At 39.8% G+C, this 15,519-nt stretch carries 14 protein-coding genes and 1 other annotated feature; of the genes, 12 read left to right on the plus strand and 2 right to left on the minus strand.

All coding sequences use genetic code 11. The annotated features are described in order from the left end of the window. Positions 1–13 precede the first annotated feature (13 nt). From HUK49_RS00530 to HUK49_RS00550, 5 genes are all read left to right on the plus strand, one after another. On the plus strand, positions 14–1,210 hold the full coding sequence (locus HUK49_RS00530; RefSeq protein WP_191912252.1) for an FtsW/RodA/SpoVE family cell cycle protein: 1,197 nt from the start codon (positions 14–16) through the stop codon (positions 1,208–1,210). Positions 1,211–1,227: 17 nt separating this feature from the next. Further along, on the plus strand, positions 1,228–1,527 hold the full coding sequence (locus HUK49_RS00535) for a glycine cleavage system H family protein (RefSeq protein ID WP_191912253.1): 300 nt from the start codon (positions 1,228–1,230) through the stop codon (positions 1,525–1,527). Between the two features lie 123 nt (positions 1,528–1,650). Further along, positions 1,651–1,893: a binding site (T-box leader), on the plus strand. Between the two features lie 56 nt (positions 1,894–1,949). Next, entirely contained in the window at positions 1,950–3,002 is a 1,053-nt protein-coding gene (locus HUK49_RS00540) for a methionine ABC transporter ATP-binding protein (protein WP_191912254.1), read from the plus strand. A gap of 46 nt (positions 3,003–3,048) precedes the next feature. Further along, positions 3,049–3,678 (plus strand): methionine ABC transporter permease, encoded by a 630-nt coding sequence (locus HUK49_RS00545; RefSeq protein ID WP_191912288.1) that lies wholly within the window; start codon positions 3,049–3,051, stop codon positions 3,676–3,678. A gap of 22 nt (positions 3,679–3,700) precedes the next feature. Then, positions 3,701–4,522, plus strand: coding sequence for a MetQ/NlpA family ABC transporter substrate-binding protein (locus HUK49_RS00550; protein WP_191912255.1), 822 nt, complete (start codon positions 3,701–3,703; stop codon positions 4,520–4,522). Between the two features lie 81 nt (positions 4,523–4,603). Here the strand turns inward: HUK49_RS00550 and HUK49_RS00555 are convergent, their stop codons facing one another. Continuing rightward, entirely contained in the window at positions 4,604–5,809 is a 1,206-nt protein-coding gene (locus tag HUK49_RS00555; RefSeq protein ID WP_191912256.1) for an MFS transporter, read from the minus strand. 181 nt (positions 5,810–5,990) lie between these two features. On the opposite strand from HUK49_RS00555, the gene HUK49_RS00560 reads away from it, so the two are divergent. From HUK49_RS00560 to HUK49_RS00590, 7 genes are all read left to right on the plus strand, one after another. Continuing rightward, entirely contained in the window at positions 5,991–7,127 is a 1,137-nt protein-coding gene (locus tag HUK49_RS00560) for a D-alanine--D-alanine ligase family protein (RefSeq protein WP_191912257.1), read from the plus strand. A gap of 237 nt (positions 7,128–7,364) precedes the next feature. Beyond that, positions 7,365–8,207 (plus strand): helix-turn-helix transcriptional regulator, encoded by an 843-nt coding sequence (locus tag HUK49_RS00565; RefSeq protein ID WP_191912258.1) that lies wholly within the window; start codon positions 7,365–7,367, stop codon positions 8,205–8,207. Between the two features lie 470 nt (positions 8,208–8,677). Beyond that, positions 8,678–10,096 (plus strand): sugar porter family MFS transporter, encoded by a 1,419-nt coding sequence (locus HUK49_RS00570; RefSeq protein ID WP_191912259.1) that lies wholly within the window; start codon positions 8,678–8,680, stop codon positions 10,094–10,096. 12 nt (positions 10,097–10,108) lie between these two features. Next, entirely contained in the window at positions 10,109–11,734 is a 1,626-nt protein-coding gene (locus tag HUK49_RS00575; protein WP_191912260.1) for a xylulokinase, read from the plus strand. 3 nt (positions 11,735–11,737) lie between these two features. Next, positions 11,738–12,466, plus strand: coding sequence for an L-ribulose-5-phosphate 4-epimerase (locus HUK49_RS00580; RefSeq protein ID WP_191912261.1), 729 nt, complete (start codon positions 11,738–11,740; stop codon positions 12,464–12,466). Between the two features lie 58 nt (positions 12,467–12,524). After that, the gene (araA, locus tag HUK49_RS00585; protein WP_191912262.1) at positions 12,525–13,946 is read left to right on the plus strand and encodes an L-arabinose isomerase; all 1,422 of its coding nucleotides are present in this window, start codon (positions 12,525–12,527) and stop codon (positions 13,944–13,946) included. A 106-nt stretch (positions 13,947–14,052) separates the two neighbouring features. Beyond that, positions 14,053–14,622: a sugar O-acetyltransferase gene (locus HUK49_RS00590; RefSeq protein ID WP_191912263.1), complete on the plus strand. Its 570-nt coding sequence runs from the start codon at positions 14,053–14,055 to the stop codon at positions 14,620–14,622. Positions 14,623–14,677: 55 nt separating this feature from the next. Here HUK49_RS00590 and HUK49_RS00595 read toward each other — a convergent pair whose 3' ends face one another. Further along, positions 14,678–15,517: an aldo/keto reductase gene (locus HUK49_RS00595; protein ID WP_191912264.1), complete on the minus strand. Its 840-nt coding sequence runs from the start codon at positions 15,515–15,517 to the stop codon at positions 14,678–14,680. Positions 15,518–15,519: the final 2 nt, after the last annotated feature.

The following is a 15,519-nucleotide window of genomic DNA, read 5'->3' on the forward strand; positions in this document are numbered from 1 at the left end:
AAGGAGCTCAAGAATGCAACGTTCTCAAAGTGATGATGAGAGTCGAATTGACTGGGGGATTATTTTCTGTGTTTTACTTCTGGCCTTAATTGGGTTAGCCTCAATTTACGTTGCGGCTGTCCATGACACGGGTGGTTCAACTAGTGTTATGCGTCAAGTAGTAAGTCAGTTGATTTGGTATGTCATCGGAACAATTCTGGTTATTATAATTATGCAGTTCGATTCGGAACAGCTATGGAAGGTTGCTCCGTTAGTTTACTGGGTTGGAATATTTTTAATGTTTGCGATCCTCGTATTTTACAGTCGAGCATATTACGCCAATACGGGGGCCAAAAGCTGGTTTGCGATTGGACCATTTACTTTTCAACCATCAGAAATTATGAAACCGGCTTACATTTTGATGATGGGCCGGGTAATTACAACTCACAATAACCATTATAATGTTCATACAGTTAGGTCCGATTGGCGATTAATTGGGACAATGTTTTTGTGGTTATTACCAATTTTAATTTCATTAAAGTTACAAAATGACTTTGGGACAGGATTAGTTTTCTTTGCAATCTTTTGTGGAATGATTCTGGTTTCCGGAGTGACATGGCGGATTATTGCCCCAACCGCAATTGGGCTAATTGTTGTTGGGGGATCGGCACTGGCAATGGTTACAAGTTCTGCTGGTCGGACAATTTTGGAGCATATTGGCTTTCAAGCCTACCAGTTTGACCGGGTTGATACTTGGCTTCATCCAGAACAAGACACGAGCAACCAGGGCTACCAACTATGGCAAAGTATTAAGGCAGTTGGTTCGGGCGGAATTACCGGAACTGGCTTTGATAATTCTAAGGTATATGTCCCTGTTCGTGAATCAGATATGATTTTCTCAGTTATCGGGGAAAACTTTGGCTTTATTGGAAGTGCCCTGCTGATTCTCCTCTATCTTCTGTTAATTTATTTGATGATTCGGGTAACTTTTGATACCAGAAACGAATTCTATGCGTATATTTCAACGGGTGTAATCATGATGATTTTATTCCACGTTTTTGAAAATATTGGAATGAACATCGGATTGCTACCACTGACTGGTATTCCATTACCATTTATTAGTGCTGGTGGTTCGTCCCTGATTGGTAACCTGAGCGGAATCGGGATGGTAATGTCGATGAGATATCACCATCATTCCTACATGTTTAGTAATAACAAAGAATTTAGATAGATGGGGTGTAGTGGAAGATGGCTACTGAAAGTTACTTTTGGACAGAAAAACAAGATAACGGTAACACACGTTTAGGCTTAAATGATAATGGTCGGGATGACCTTGGCCAAGTTAGTTTTATTGATGTTCCTGCTGTAGGGACAAAGCTAACAAACGGGGGTAAGTTTGTTGCTGTTGAAGCTGAGAAGGCAGTAACTGATATTGATAGTCCAATTGACGGTGAAATTGTTGCAGTAAACCAAAAAATAATTGATCAACCAGAATTGCTTGGTTCAAGTGACAAAAATGATAATTGGATTGTTGAGGTTAAGGCATAACATTCTAATGTTATATAATAAGAGGCTTAGGGAGACCTGGCCTTTTTCATTTTTAAAATTAATTTGAATTAGGTATTGACAATAAAAAGTGAACTTAGTATTATAATATCAATCGAAATATTAGAATACTATTTGAAAAGATGAGTAGATACTAATTAATCATTCAGAGAGTTCTTGATTGGTGAAAGAGAATTGGTTGATGGTACCGAAGATGGTCTTTGATTAAAGCGTGTTAGTGAGTCTGATGATAAGCTAATATTGGTTACTGCCCATTATCGCAGGTGAGTGTTTACTGACACTTATTAAGGTGATCATTGTGAAGTGATCATAAACTGCGGTGGTACCACGAAGCCTTTCGTCCGTTTAATAATTTGTTTATTGAACGAACGAAAGGCTTTTTTATTGAAAAGGAGGAAGAGTAATTGATTCGGTTTAAGGATGTCTCAAAAACATATAACGGTAAAGAAGGCCCGGTAAAGGCAATTAAAGATGTTAATCTGACAATCCCTGATGGAAAAATTTATGGAATCGTTGGTTATTCAGGTGCTGGAAAAAGTACTCTAATCCGAATGATTAACGGCTTGGAGACACCATCCACTGGTTCTGTAACCGTAAATGGTCAAGAAATTAGTCAACTAAAAGGGGAAGCGCTTCGGGAAGCCAGATTAAAAATCGGAATGATTTTCCAGCACTTCAACTTGTTATGGTCACGAACCGTCCAAGAAAATGTTGAGTTTCCATTAGAAATTTCTAAAAAAGGAAGCAAGACAGAACGTCAGCAAAAGGCGGAAGAATTAATTAAACTGGTTGGCCTTCAAGGAAAAGAAAATGCTTATCCTTCAGAATTGTCTGGTGGGCAAAAGCAACGGGTTGGAATTGCTCGCGCCCTTGCTAATGACCCTAAAATTTTATTATCTGATGAAGCGACAAGCGCTTTGGATCCAAAGACAACGGATGAGGTTTTGGATCTCCTTGTTGATATTAATCGTCGTTTAGGATTAACAATTGTCGTAATTACTCACGAAATGCATGTTATTCGTAAAATTTGTGATCATGTTGCGGTACTGGATGCTGGAACGATTGTTGAAGAAGGACCGGTTTTGGATGTCTTTAAGCACCCACAACAAGCAATTACGAAACGGTTTGTTAACCAAGAAACGTCTACTGGTTCTGCTGATGATACTCAAGTGGTCGTTAAGCAATTATTGGAATCCCATCCTGATGGGGTAATTGTTAAATTGACCTTCCACGGTGACCAGGCAAAATTGCCAATCGTTTCTGAAATGTTACGCCAATTCCCCGAAACAAATATGAGTATTATTGAAGGGAATATTCACCAAACACAAGAAGGCTCAATTGGTTCATTGTATATTCAATTAACTGTTGATAACGACAACCAGGATCAAATTAAGGGCGCTTTAGATTACCTGAAGACAATGAGAGTAGAAACAGAGGTGATTAACCGTGAACAATAGTGGATTTGCTTCATTCTTTGAATTTAATAATGTTGATTGGACAAAGATGGGCCAAGCAACCTGGGAGACCGTTTGGATGACTGTTGTCTCTATGGTTGCGGTAGCAATTTTGGGGATTATTCTTGGATTGATTTTGTTTGAAACCCAGAATAGTAACTCAATTGGTGCCAAGATTGTTAACTGGGTAGTTGCAGCGCTGGTAAATGTCTTCCGGTCAATCCCGTTCATTATCTTAATCGTTCTGTTGCTACCAGCAACTCAAGCACTGGTTGGAACGATTATGGGGCCACGAGCGGCGCTACCATCGCTGATTATTTCAGCCGCACCATTCTATGCCCGGTTAGTTCAAATCGCCTTTGATGATTTAGATCATGGGGTGATTGAAGCAGCTAAGGCAATGGGCGCAACCCGCTGGCAAATTGTTACTAAGGTTTTGATTCCGGAAAGTTCGCCAGCTTTAGTTTCGGGGATTACGGTTACTACCATTTCACTGATTGGTTACACCGCAATGGCTGGGGCAATTGGTGCTGGTGGTTTAGGGAACCTTGCTTACTTAGATGGTTTCCAGGCAAGTAACAATGCCGTTACAATGATGGCCACGATTATTATCGTCATAATTGTTTTTGTCTTCCAATTCTTGGGTGACACAGTTGTTAAGAAAATTGATAAGCGTTAGTTAGAAAACGGAGGGAATACTTATGAAGAAAAAATGGTTAGCAGCAATTGCAACATTAGCATTAGGAGCATTAGTCCTTACTGGATGTGGAAAGCAAAAAGAAACTACTTTGACTGTGGGAGCATCTTCAACTCCTCACGCTGAAATTTTGAAGCACGTTCAACCCCAATTAAAGAAGGAAGGGGTTAACCTTCAAATTAAGACATTCCAAGATTACGTATTGCCAAACAAAGAGTTAGCAAGTGGCGATTTAGATGCTAACTACTTCCAACACAAGCCATTCTTGGACAACTGGAACAAGAAGAATCATGGAACTTTAATTAGTGTCGGAAATGTTCACCTGGAACCAATTGGCTTCTACTCTAAGAAGTACAAGAAGTTATCTGATTTGCCTGATGGGGCAACGATTTTAGTTTCAAATAACGTTGCGGACTATGGACGGGTTCTTCAAATCTTAAAGGATGCCGGTTTAATTACATTGAAGCCGGGAACTAAGATTGAATCTGCTAACTTTAATGATATTCAAACTAACAAGAAGAACCTGAAGTTCAAGACAGATCTTGAACCAAAGCTCATGACGCAATTCTACAAGCGTGGTGAAGGTGATGCAGTTGTCATCAATGCCAACTACGCTGTTCAAGCGGGCTTAAATCCAAAGAAGGATTCAAGCGCCCTTGAAAAGAATACTTCACCTTACGCTAACTTAATTGCAGTTCAAAAGAAGAACAAGAATAATCCAGCAATTAAGAAGTTAGTTAAGGCCCTTCAATCCAAGTCAACTCAACAATGGATTAATAAGCACTACAACGGTGGTGTCGTTGCGGTTTACCCTAATGGCAAATAAAAGAATAATCGTTTCAATGTAAATAAATAGCTCCAAGAATTCGGTTTTACCGAAAGCTTGGAGCTATTAATGTTTTAAATCTTAATCTAGTGAATTAACAACATTGAGTTTGAAGAGGAGAAGATTAAAGGTAACAATTACAGCTGTAATGACAAATACCATACTATAACTAGAAACTCCAGCGATAGTGGAACCAAGTAGTGGGCCAAAAATATTTCCAATGTACATTGCGCTTTGGTTCCAGGAAAAAATTCGTCCGGTAATCATTGCAGGCGTGTTCTTGGTAAGAAGGGTTTGTACTTGAGGAAAAAGACATGCATCCGTAAAGCCAACTAGGAAGCGTAAGATCCCCAGTTCAAACGCGTTCTGAACAAAAGCAGTCAGAAAAAAGAGAACAATTGCACCGCTGAAACCGGCAATAATTACTTTTTGAGTACCAATGCGATCGCCGATTGCCCCAAATCGTGAGGCGGCAAGAAAAGTAGCAATTCCAGGAAGCGCTGCGATTACTCCAGAAATGAAGACAACGTTTCCCTGGTGATGCATTAATTGACTAACGTAGAGGGAGACAATTGGGTTAATCGAATTATTGGCAGCTTGAATGATCAGGGTAGTGAGGAGAAGGCCGAAGATCAACCGTGGATTCTTGAGTGCAGCAACCACACCACGTGAACTTTCAAGCTTCTTATTGGTTACCGGTTCAAAATCATCTTCATGAACAAAGAAGAGGGCTAAGAAGAAAGCAATGAGGAGCAAAAGACCGGTAATAAAGAAAGTAACCCGATAACTGAATAGCGAAGCAAGGGCACCCCCGATAAAGGGACCAAGAAGATTGCCAGCCGTAAATGAGGAAGCCATGGTTCCCAGTGCTTGGCCTGATTTCTCTTTTGGTGTTTCTGTTGCAATTAAGGCATTGGAGTTAGAAACAAAGCCGGCAAAGAAACCTTGAGTCATCCGGAGAATAAACAGTTGCCAAACATTAGTGACAAGTCCCATTGCTGCTAAGACGATTGCCATGCCAAGGGATGCACGGAGGATCATTAGCTTCCGCCCTTTTTGATCTGCTAATTTCCCCCACCATGGAGAAACAAAAGCAGAGACAAAATAAATTCCTGAAAAAACTAATCCGGCCCACATGTTTAATTGTTGATGGGAAAAATGTCCTAGGGTGTTAATATAGAGTGGCAAGAATGGCATTACTTCGGAAAAAGCAATTCCAGCAATAAAGACGGCAATTGCAAGGACACGTAAGTTTCGTTGCCAAATTGGGATCCTCTTTTCTATCATACGATAACTCCTTTAATTTAAACTTGCGAAAAAAGTGCCTTTTATTATAACGCAAAGTCCCGGGGATGTTAATTTAAGGCTTTCTTGCTTAAATCTAGTAAGAAAAACTAATTCATGGTATACTAAAGATTCTAGGAAAACGGTAATAAATAAAGTTAAACTAAATAAGGTGGTATACGCAATGACTAAAAATTTAAACATCGCATTGCTGTTTGGTGGCAATTCATCTGAACATGATGTTTCAAAACGTTCGGCGCATAATATCTATGATGCTCTTGATAAAGATAAGTATAATGTTAGCTTATTTATGTTCACGAAAGATGGGATTCTTCTTGGTAATAGCGCATCACAACGAATCTTTAATGGTGATGATGAAGACCAAGTTGTTCAAGAAGAATACCAAAAAATGGACCTGAATCAACCATTAGCACCAATTATGGCATTAAACGAGATGAAGGCTGTCGATCTCTTCTTTCCGGTAATTCATGGTAACCTTGGAGAAGATGGGACCGTTCAGGGGCTTTTTAAGCTCTTGAAGAAACCATATGTTGGTTCTAATATTGCTGCCAGTGCGATGGCATTTGACAAGGACTTGACAAAGAAGATCCTTACAGAAGCCGGAATTCGGAACACTCCTTACGTGGTGGTTACACCAGAAAACCGGGCAGATTATCCATGGGCTAAGGTTGAAGAAAAAATTGGTGACTTGGCATTCGTAAAGCCTGCTAAGCAAGGTTCTTCTGTTGGAATTCATAAGGTAACAAATGCGGAAGAGTATGAAAAGGCGTTGGATGATGCCTTTAAATACGACTACAAGATTCTTGTAGAACAAGGAATTGATCACCCGCAAGAAGTTGAAATCTCGATTCTGGGGAATGAGCATCCAGTTGCTTCTAAGCTTGGTGCTGTTCGTGTTCCTGAAGGCGATTCTTTCTACAACTATGAAAATAAATTTGTGGACGCTAGTGGGGTTGTCTTTAAATTACCAGTAAAGTTACCAGAATACTTAACTGAAGAAATTACTTCAATGGCTTTGAAAGCATACAAGGTTCTTGGCATGAAGGGAATGGCACGGATTGATTTCTTGGTTGATTCAAATAATGTACCATACCTTGGCGAACCAAATACGTTACCAGGATTCACTAATATTAGTTTGTATCCGCAAATGTGGGAAGTTTCAGGAATTGGTTACTCCGATTTGATTGACCGATTAATTCAGCTTGGCCTAGAAGAATTTGATCGAAATAGTAAGATTAAGTATGATTTCCGTAAACTTGGTGAAGAAAAAGTCGGTACTAAAAAGTACAATGAAGATTAAAGTGTTCACTTTATATTCATTTTTATTTAAACTGTCTATTTAATTTATGAAAAAAGAATAAGAAAAGAAAGACTGGTCAAAATAAGTCCTACTAGTCTTTTTTTGTTCCAGATTTCTTCGCATAAACCCATGATTAGTGCTATAATGCATAAGGATATTTTTAACTATAATTTGTAGATCATTTGATCTTTCTAATAAATTTAGTCATATTATTAATAAGTTGAGGAAGGGAAGAAAATGAAACTCCGAGGAGACGTCTTAAAGAAAATTCGCCGCAAAAGAGGGTTATCACAGACAGCATTAGCAGAAGGTATCTGTACCCAGGCAACAATTAGTTTAATGGAAAAGAAGAACCGGTTGCCTAAAATGAATATTCTGACTGCAATTTGTGAGCGGCTAAATATTCCCACAGAACGAATTGTGGAGAATAGCGGAAGCGGCATTAATGACCAATTTAACACAATTGTAAATGATTTAGTTGCTGGTAAATTCGAGATTGCTACGGAAGCATTAAATAAGATTCCGGTAAAGAAGCTAGAGAGTGATTTTGATAAGCAACGGTATTATTACCTATTAGGAATGGTTCAAGTTAACTCCAATAAGATTGATGAAGCAATCTTTAGCTTTGAATTAGTGTTAACCCAGTTTGCGACAACCAGCGCTAATATCTACCTTGCAATGACCACTGCGGGAATGGCATTGGCATACTATAAACGCAATGATCCAGAGCGGGCAGCAAGGCTAACTGATCGGGCGGTTCGGTTAATTGATAATAAGAAATTAATCGGGAGCTTACACCAATGGGCATCAATTTACTGCCAACTTGGCGAACTTTATAGTAACTTAGGCAACTATAAGGATTCAAAAGACATTGTTGAACGGGGAATTGAACTTTGTCGTGAGCATGATTCACTTTTCATTTTGGACGAATTATACCTTATTCGAGGAAAAGATGAACTAGCATTGGGTGACGATAAACAGGCAAAGGAAACTTTGGAAATTGCCCGAAGTATTAGCGTAGCGCGTCGTGAATCTTTTGTTAAGGATGAAATTGCTGCTGAATTAGAAAAATTGAATTAAAAAGGAATTGCTAGTTACGGTAACTATCGTAGCTAGCAATTTTTTATTACCAGTTATTGATAGAAAAGACTGAAAAGAGTAAACGAGGCTTCAGAGTTCGGTAATTAAGAACTCTGAAGCCTCTTTTTTAAATTTAATAGCTTGATATATTCGTCCGGACAAATTGCAGGAAATTAAATAAGAATAATTAATTTTAATATGAGTATTAACTCACTATTAATTATGAAACAGCGCCTTTATGAGAGGTAATTCAAATAAATATAGAAAAAAGTTTCACATGCAAGACAAAATACCAATACAAATAAGGCAAGAATGTAAATATAAATAAAACAATATTCACGATTGATAATGATGAATTTGCATTTATTATATTGATTTATACGTACAAATAGTTTATAGTAATAATTGTTCAATGAAAGCGCGTTCATGTTCATACAGTTACTTCTATAATTTTTTACCCTTTAAGGAGGATGAATGTAATGGCAAAAGCCGAAAAGAAAATCTCAAGTGCATTTATCTACTTCTTCGGATCATTTGGGGGAATCCTATTTGGTTACGATATTGGTGTTATGACAGGAGCGTTACCATTTCTGCAAGCTGATTGGCACCTTGAAAATGCGGCTTCATTAGTTGGTTGGATTACTTCAGCAGTTATGTTTGGGGCAATTTTTGGTGGAGCATTAGCTGGTCAACTTTCAGATAAGTTTGGTCGGCGGAAAATGATTTTAATGTCCGCAATTGTCTTCATGATTTTTTCAGTTTTATCTGGAATCTCACCAGATATGGGAGAAGCGAGTGCATACTACTTAATCATTGTTCGGATGCTTTTAGGTTTAGCTGTCGGAGCGGCTTCAGCATTAGTTCCGGCATATATGTCTGAAATGGCACCTGCAAGTGCACGGGGACGCTTATCAGGATTAAACCAGACAATGATTGTTTCAGGAATGTTACTTTCATACGTTGTCGACTACTTATTGAAGGACCTGCCTGGTGAATGGGCATGGCGATTAATGCTAGGATTAGCTGCTGTTCCTGCTTTGATTTTATTCTTAGGAGTTCTTCGTTTACCAGAATCACCACGGTTCTTGCTCCGTAAGGGTGATGAAGCACAAGCAAGAAAAGTGCTTACATATATCCGAAAAAATCCGGCTGAAATTAATCAAGAATTGGCAAGTATTAAGGAAACTGCTAAGGAAGAACGACAAGCAAATCAAAAGACAAGCTGGTCAACATTATTTAGCAGTAAGTACCGTTACCTTGTATTTGCCGGTGTTGGTGTTGCTGCCTTCCAGCAATTCCAAGGTGCTAACGCAATCTTCTACTACATCCCGTTAATTGTTCAAAAAGCAACTGGTCAAGCCGCATCTTCTAACCTAATGTGGCCAATTATTCAAGGGGTCATCTTAGTTATCGGTTCATTAGTTTACATGTGGATTGCCGAAAAATTCAACCGACGGACGTTATTAATGGTTGGTGGTTCAGTCATGGGACTCTCATTTATCTTACCAGCCGTCATTAACTGGATGATGCCAAATATGAACCCAATGACAATCGTTGTCTTCTTATGTATCTATGTTGCATTTTACTCATTTACTTGGGCACCGCTTACCTGGGTTTTAGTTGGTGAAATCTTCCCGTTGGCAATTCGTGGACGGGCATCAGGACTTGCTTCATCCTTTAACTGGATTGGTTCATGGTTAGTTGGTTTAATCTTCCCAATCATGACCGCAAGTATGCCACAAGAAGCAGTTTTCGCAATCTTTGGTGTAATTTGTATCCTCGGTGTGATTTTCATCAAGACTTGTGTTCCAGAAACTCGTGGGCACACTCTTGAAGAAATTGAAGAACAAGGTACTAATCACGGACGGACAAGTAGTGTTGAAAGCTAGGAGGGATATTTAATGAATTTACGTGAAACAGCTGCTCAAATTGAAAATGGGCAAACATCACTTGGAATTGAATTAGGTTCAACACGAATTAAGGCTGTTTTAATTAATACGGACTATGAAACAATTTCTTCTGACAGTTATACCTGGGAAAACCAATTTGATAATGGCATTTGGACATATCCATTAGAACAAGTATGGGAAGGAATTCAAACCGCTTATTCTAAGATTAAGGCTGATGTTCAAAGCAAGTATCATGTTAGTTTAGCTAAAATCAGTTCAATTGGGGTTAGTGCAATGATGCACGGTTACCTGCCATTTGATAAAAATGATCAGTTATTAGTTCCGTTCAGAACTTGGCGAAACAACATTACTGAGGATGCTGCAGATAAACTAACAGCATTGTTCGACTTTAACATTCCGCAACGGTGGAGTATAGCTCACCTCTATCAGGCAATTCTAAATCGTGAACCGCACGTTAAGAACATTGATTTTATCACTACATTAGCTGGATACGTTCACTGGCAGCTTTCGGGTGAAAAGGTTCTCGGAATTGGTGATGCATCAGGGGTATTCCCAATTGATGATCAAACTTTGACCTATAACCAAGACTTTATTGAGAAGTTTAATGGCCTTCAGGAAGTTCAGCAGTATCCATGGCAACTAAAGAATATTTTGCCAACGGTTGAAATCGCTGGACATGGTGCTGGTAAGCTGACTGCTAAAGGGGCAAAGTTGCTTGACCCAAGTGGAACCCTAACCGCTGGTAGTTTGATGGCTCCTCCAGAAGGGGATGCCGGAACTGGAATGGTTGGAACTAACAGTGTTCGGAAACGTACAGGAAATATTTCTGTTGGGACTTCAGCATTCTCAATGAATGTTTTAGATGCACCGTTAAAGAAGCTTCATCGTGATATTGATATTGTAACCACGCCAACTGGTGATCCGGTCGCAATGGTTCACATTAATAATTGTTCATCTGATATTAATGCTTGGGTTGGTTTGTTTAGGGATTTCGCTGATGCAATCGGTGCCAAAATTGATACTAATACCCTATATGAAACTCTATTTGATTCAACTGTTCACTCCGATCCAGATGCAGGTGGCTTAATTAATTACAGTTACCTTTCTGGTGAAAACATTACAAAAATTCAAGCAGGACGGCCGTTATTTGTCCGGACGCCTAATAGTAAAATGAACCTTGCTAACTTCTTCCTTACCCAACTTTACGCAGCATTTGCGCCACTAAAAATTGGGATGGACATCTTATTAAACGAAGAACATGTTCAAACTGATGTCATGATTGCACAAGGTGGTTTATTTGGTACCCCTGTAATTGGTCAGCAAGTTCTATCCAATGCTCTTAACATTCCAATTACGATTATGAATACCGCAAGTGAAGGTGGCCCATGGGGAATGGCCGTTCTCGCTAAGTATGCCGAAACTGGTGCTCAAGAGTCACTTGCAGATTATCTTGATGAGAAGGTATTTAAGGATCCAGAAAGTATGACCTTAACTCCTGAACCAGCAGGGGTTAAAGGCTACGAAGAATTCATTAAACGTTATCAAATCGGCTTACCAGTAGAATCATTAGCTGGTCAAAACATTGATGAACGGAATGCTGAGAAAGGAAGGAATTAATAGATGTTAGAAGAGCTAAAGAAAGAAGTCTATGATGCCAATATGCGGCTTCCTAAGTTGGGCTTAGTTTCCTTTACTTGGGGGAATGTTTCCGGAATTGACCGTGAAAAGGGCTTGTTTGTTATCAAGCCATCTGGTGTTCCTTATGAGGACATGAAGCCAGAAGACATGGTCGTTGTTAACTTGGATGGTGAGGTAGTCGAAGGTGACTTGAATCCATCCAGTGATACCCCAACCCACACCTATCTTTATAACCATTTTCCAAAGATTGGTGGGATTGTTCACACCCACTCACCATGGGCTGTTTCATATGCTGCTGCACGGATGGATATTCCAGCCATGAATACTACTCATGCGGATACTTTCTATACTGATGTACCAGCTGCTGATGCATTGACTAAGGAAGAAATTGAAGAAGATTACGAGGGTAATACCGGTAAAGTAATCGTTCGTTCTTTCAAGGAACGAGGCTTAGACTATGAAGCAACACCAGCCGCATTGGTAATGCAACACGGGCCATTCGCTTGGGGACCAACTCCAGATAAGGCCGTTTACAATGCCAAGGTACTGGAGGTTGTGGCTGAAGAAGATTATCACGCAATGCAATTAACGCATAAGGATCTTCACTTGCCACAGTACTTGCTTGACAAGCACTATTACCGTAAGCATGGTAAGAATGCCTACTATGGTCAAAACAATGCGCATTCAAAGGACCATGCTACTCGCGCTTAATTAATTTTGGTAGCTACATTTAAAAACAACTATTAGCACAACAAAGGAGTGTTATCTCATGGATATGAAGAATTACGAATTTTGGTTTGTTACAGGTAGTCAATTCCTTTATGGTGAAGAACAATTAAAGTCAGTTGCTGCTGACGCCGAAGATATCGTTAACAAGTTAAACGAAAGTGGCAACTTACCATACAAGGTTGTTTTCAAGGGTGTTATGACGACTGCTGAAGGCATCACTAAGTTCATGAAGGAAGCTAACTACAACGATAACGTGGCTGGTGTTATGACTTGGATGCACACCTTCTCACCAGCTAAGAACTGGATTCGTGGTACAAAGCTTTTGCAAAAGCCATTACTTCACTTGGCAACCCAATATCTAAACAAGATTCCATACGACACCATCGACTTCGATTACATGAACTTGAACCAATCTGCTCATGGTGACCGTGAATATGCCTACATTAACGCTCGTCTTCAAAAGCACAACAAGATTGTTTACGGCTTCTGGGGTGACGAAGATGTTCAAGAAGAAATTGCTGATTGGCAAAATGTTGCCGTTGCTTACAACGAAAGTTTCAAGATTAAGATCGTTCGTTTTGGTGACACGATGCGGAACGTTGCCGTTACTGAAGGTGACAAGGTTGAAGCTCAAATGTTCCTTGGCTGGACGGTTGACTACTGGCCAGTAAGTGAGTTAGTTGAATATGTTAACGCTGTTAGCGAAGACGATATTGACGCTGCTTACAAGGACTTGGAGAGTAAGTACGAAATGGTTCAAGGTGACAACACTAAGGAACACTATGAACACTCAGTACGTTACCAACTTCGTGAATACCTTGCTTTGAAGAAGTTTATGGATGAAAAGGGCTACACTGGCTTTACAACTAACTTCGAAGACTTGAACGGCCTTGAAGAATTACCTGGGTTAGCTGCTCAATTGTTAATGCGTGATGGCTACGGCTTTGGTGCTGAAGGTGACTGGAAGTCTGCCGGAATGGATCGTTTGCTTAAGATTGCTACTCACAATGTTGCCACAGCATTCATGGAAGATTACACTCTTGACCTTCGTCATGGTCATGAAGCAATTCTTGGTTCCCATATGCTAGAAGTTGACCCAACAATTGCTTCGGACAAGCCACGGGTTGAAGTTCATCCATTAGACATTGGTGACAAGGACGATCCAGCACGGTTGGTATTTACTGGTCGGGAAGGTAAGGCTGTCGACGTTACTCTTTCCTACTTTAATGATGGTTACAAGGTAATTGGTTACTCAGTTGACTGCCACAAGCCAGAAGCTGAAACACCACACCTTCCAGTTGCTAAGCAATTATGGACACCAACTGTTGGCTTGAAAGAAGGAGCTAAGCGTTGGATGCATGCCGGTGGTGGACACCACACTATCTTAAGCTTCAGCTTGAAGCCACAACAAGTTAAGGACCTCTTTGGAATGTTAGATGTTAAGGTTGACTTTATCGAATAATTATCCTCTCCCTCTTGAACAGAAAATCTCTTTACAATTAATCTAATTACGAATGAAGCTTGGAAAAAAACGTTTTTCCAAGCCTCATTTTTTAAGGAGTGATTTAATGAAAACTGAAAAAGAAAAGATGCTAGCTGGTGAAATTTTTAAGGTTTATGACCCAGAACTTGTTCGTGAGCGTCGCTATGCTCGTAAGCTAGTAGAACGCCTTAATGCAGTAGGTGAGCTAAATCCAGAAGCACGGGAAGAATTCGTTCGGCAACTCTTTGGCCATGTGGGAAAGAACTCTGAGGTTCATCCGCAATTTAAATGTGATTATGGTTATAATATTTACGTTGGTGATGATTTCTTTGCTAATTACGATTGTGTAATGCTTGATGTTAGTCCAATTCGGATTGGCAATCATTGTTTACTTGGACCACGAGTTCAACTATACACGGTTAACCATCCGTTGGCACCGCAATTACGACGAAATGGTGCATACGGACAAAGTAAGAATATTACCCTAGGCAATAATGTTTGGGTCGGTGGTGGAGCAATAATCTGTCCCGGAGTAACATTGGGCAATAATGTTATTGTTGGTGCAGGGAGCGTAGTTACGAAATCTTTTGGGGATAATGTAATTATTGCCGGAAATCCTGCTCGAGTAATTAAAGAAAATCCAAATAAAGAGTAAAAAAGAGTACGATGAGATTGAGAATTAGCTCAGTTTCATCGTACTTCTTTATTAATTACCATTTTTGGTTATATTCATATACTAGTGCTGGCTCCTTACCGACACGGGTAAAATCGTTTAAGCCATTAATCGCGGCCATTTCCTCAGCAGTAAGAGAAAAATTATAAATGTCAATATTCTGCTTTATTCGCGCTTCATGAACTGACTTAGGGATGAAAGCTACTCCGCTTTGCAGGTGCCAACGAAGGACGATTTGGGCCGGAGACTTGCCATGCTTTTTAGCAATCTTTTCCAAAATAGGGTTAGTAAGAATTGCCCCGCGGCCAAGCGGACTCCACGCTTGAGTAACAATTCCATGTTGATGATCATATTCAATTAGCGGTTTTTGATTTAATCGCGGATGACGTTCAACTTGATTCACAACTGGCATTTCGTGAGCTTGAGTAGCAAGGTATTGTAAATGAATTATTTGGTAGTTGCTGACACCGATTGAGCGGGTAAGTCCTTGCTTTTTTAGCTCTTCGAGGGCAGCCCAAGTATCGAAAAATGCCCGTTCAATTGGCCAATGGACCAAGAGCAGGTTTACGTAATCCAACTTCAATTTATGAAGAGAATCTTTAATTGAGAGAATGGTTCTTTTAAAACCCTGGTTTGGCTCAGCAACTTTAGTGGTAATGAAGAGTTCTTTTCGTGGCAGAGATAGTTCTTGGAGAGCAGCGCCAACTTCTGCTTCGTTTTTGTATAACTGAGCAGTATCAAAAAGTCGGTAACCAGCCTTATACGCGTTTCGGATTGAAGATGTAATTGTACTCTGATCGGTGATCTTGTAAAGACCAAATCCCTCTTGCGGCATTAATTGACCATCTGCTAATTTTAATAAGTTGACTTTACCCATCC

This window comes from Limosilactobacillus portuensis (assembly GCF_014838735.1).
GTDB lineage: Bacteria > Bacillota > Bacilli > Lactobacillales > Lactobacillaceae > Limosilactobacillus > Limosilactobacillus portuensis.

What these genes read in the sequence shown, in the direction of transcription:
- HUK49_RS00530 (WP_191912252.1), top strand. Translation starts at nt 14, where the DNA reads ATGCAACGTTCTCAAAGTGATGATGAGAGTCGAATTGACTGGGGGATT.
- HUK49_RS00535 (WP_191912253.1), top strand. Translation starts at nt 1,228, where the DNA reads ATGGCTACTGAAAGTTACTTTTGGACAGAAAAACAAGATAACGGTAAC.
- HUK49_RS00545 (WP_191912288.1), top strand. Translation starts at nt 3,049, where the DNA reads ATGGGCCAAGCAACCTGGGAGACCGTTTGGATGACTGTTGTCTCTATG.
- HUK49_RS00550 (WP_191912255.1), top strand. Translation starts at nt 3,701, where the DNA reads ATGAAGAAAAAATGGTTAGCAGCAATTGCAACATTAGCATTAGGAGCA.
- HUK49_RS00555 (WP_191912256.1), bottom strand. Translation starts at nt 5,809, where the DNA reads ATGATAGAAAAGAGGATCCCAATTTGGCAACGAAACTTACGTGTCCTT.
- HUK49_RS00560 (WP_191912257.1), top strand. Translation starts at nt 5,991, where the DNA reads ATGACTAAAAATTTAAACATCGCATTGCTGTTTGGTGGCAATTCATCT.
- HUK49_RS00565 (WP_191912258.1), top strand. Translation starts at nt 7,365, where the DNA reads ATGAAACTCCGAGGAGACGTCTTAAAGAAAATTCGCCGCAAAAGAGGG.
- HUK49_RS00570 (WP_191912259.1), top strand. Translation starts at nt 8,678, where the DNA reads ATGAATGTAATGGCAAAAGCCGAAAAGAAAATCTCAAGTGCATTTATC.
- HUK49_RS00575 (WP_191912260.1), top strand. Translation starts at nt 10,109, where the DNA reads ATGAATTTACGTGAAACAGCTGCTCAAATTGAAAATGGGCAAACATCA.
- HUK49_RS00580 (WP_191912261.1), top strand. Translation starts at nt 11,738, where the DNA reads ATGTTAGAAGAGCTAAAGAAAGAAGTCTATGATGCCAATATGCGGCTT.
- araA (WP_191912262.1), top strand. Translation starts at nt 12,525, where the DNA reads ATGGATATGAAGAATTACGAATTTTGGTTTGTTACAGGTAGTCAATTC.
- HUK49_RS00590 (WP_191912263.1), top strand. Translation starts at nt 14,053, where the DNA reads ATGAAAACTGAAAAAGAAAAGATGCTAGCTGGTGAAATTTTTAAGGTT.
- HUK49_RS00595 (WP_191912264.1), bottom strand. Translation starts at nt 15,517, where the DNA reads ATGGGTAAAGTCAACTTATTAAAATTAGCAGATGGTCAATTAATGCCG.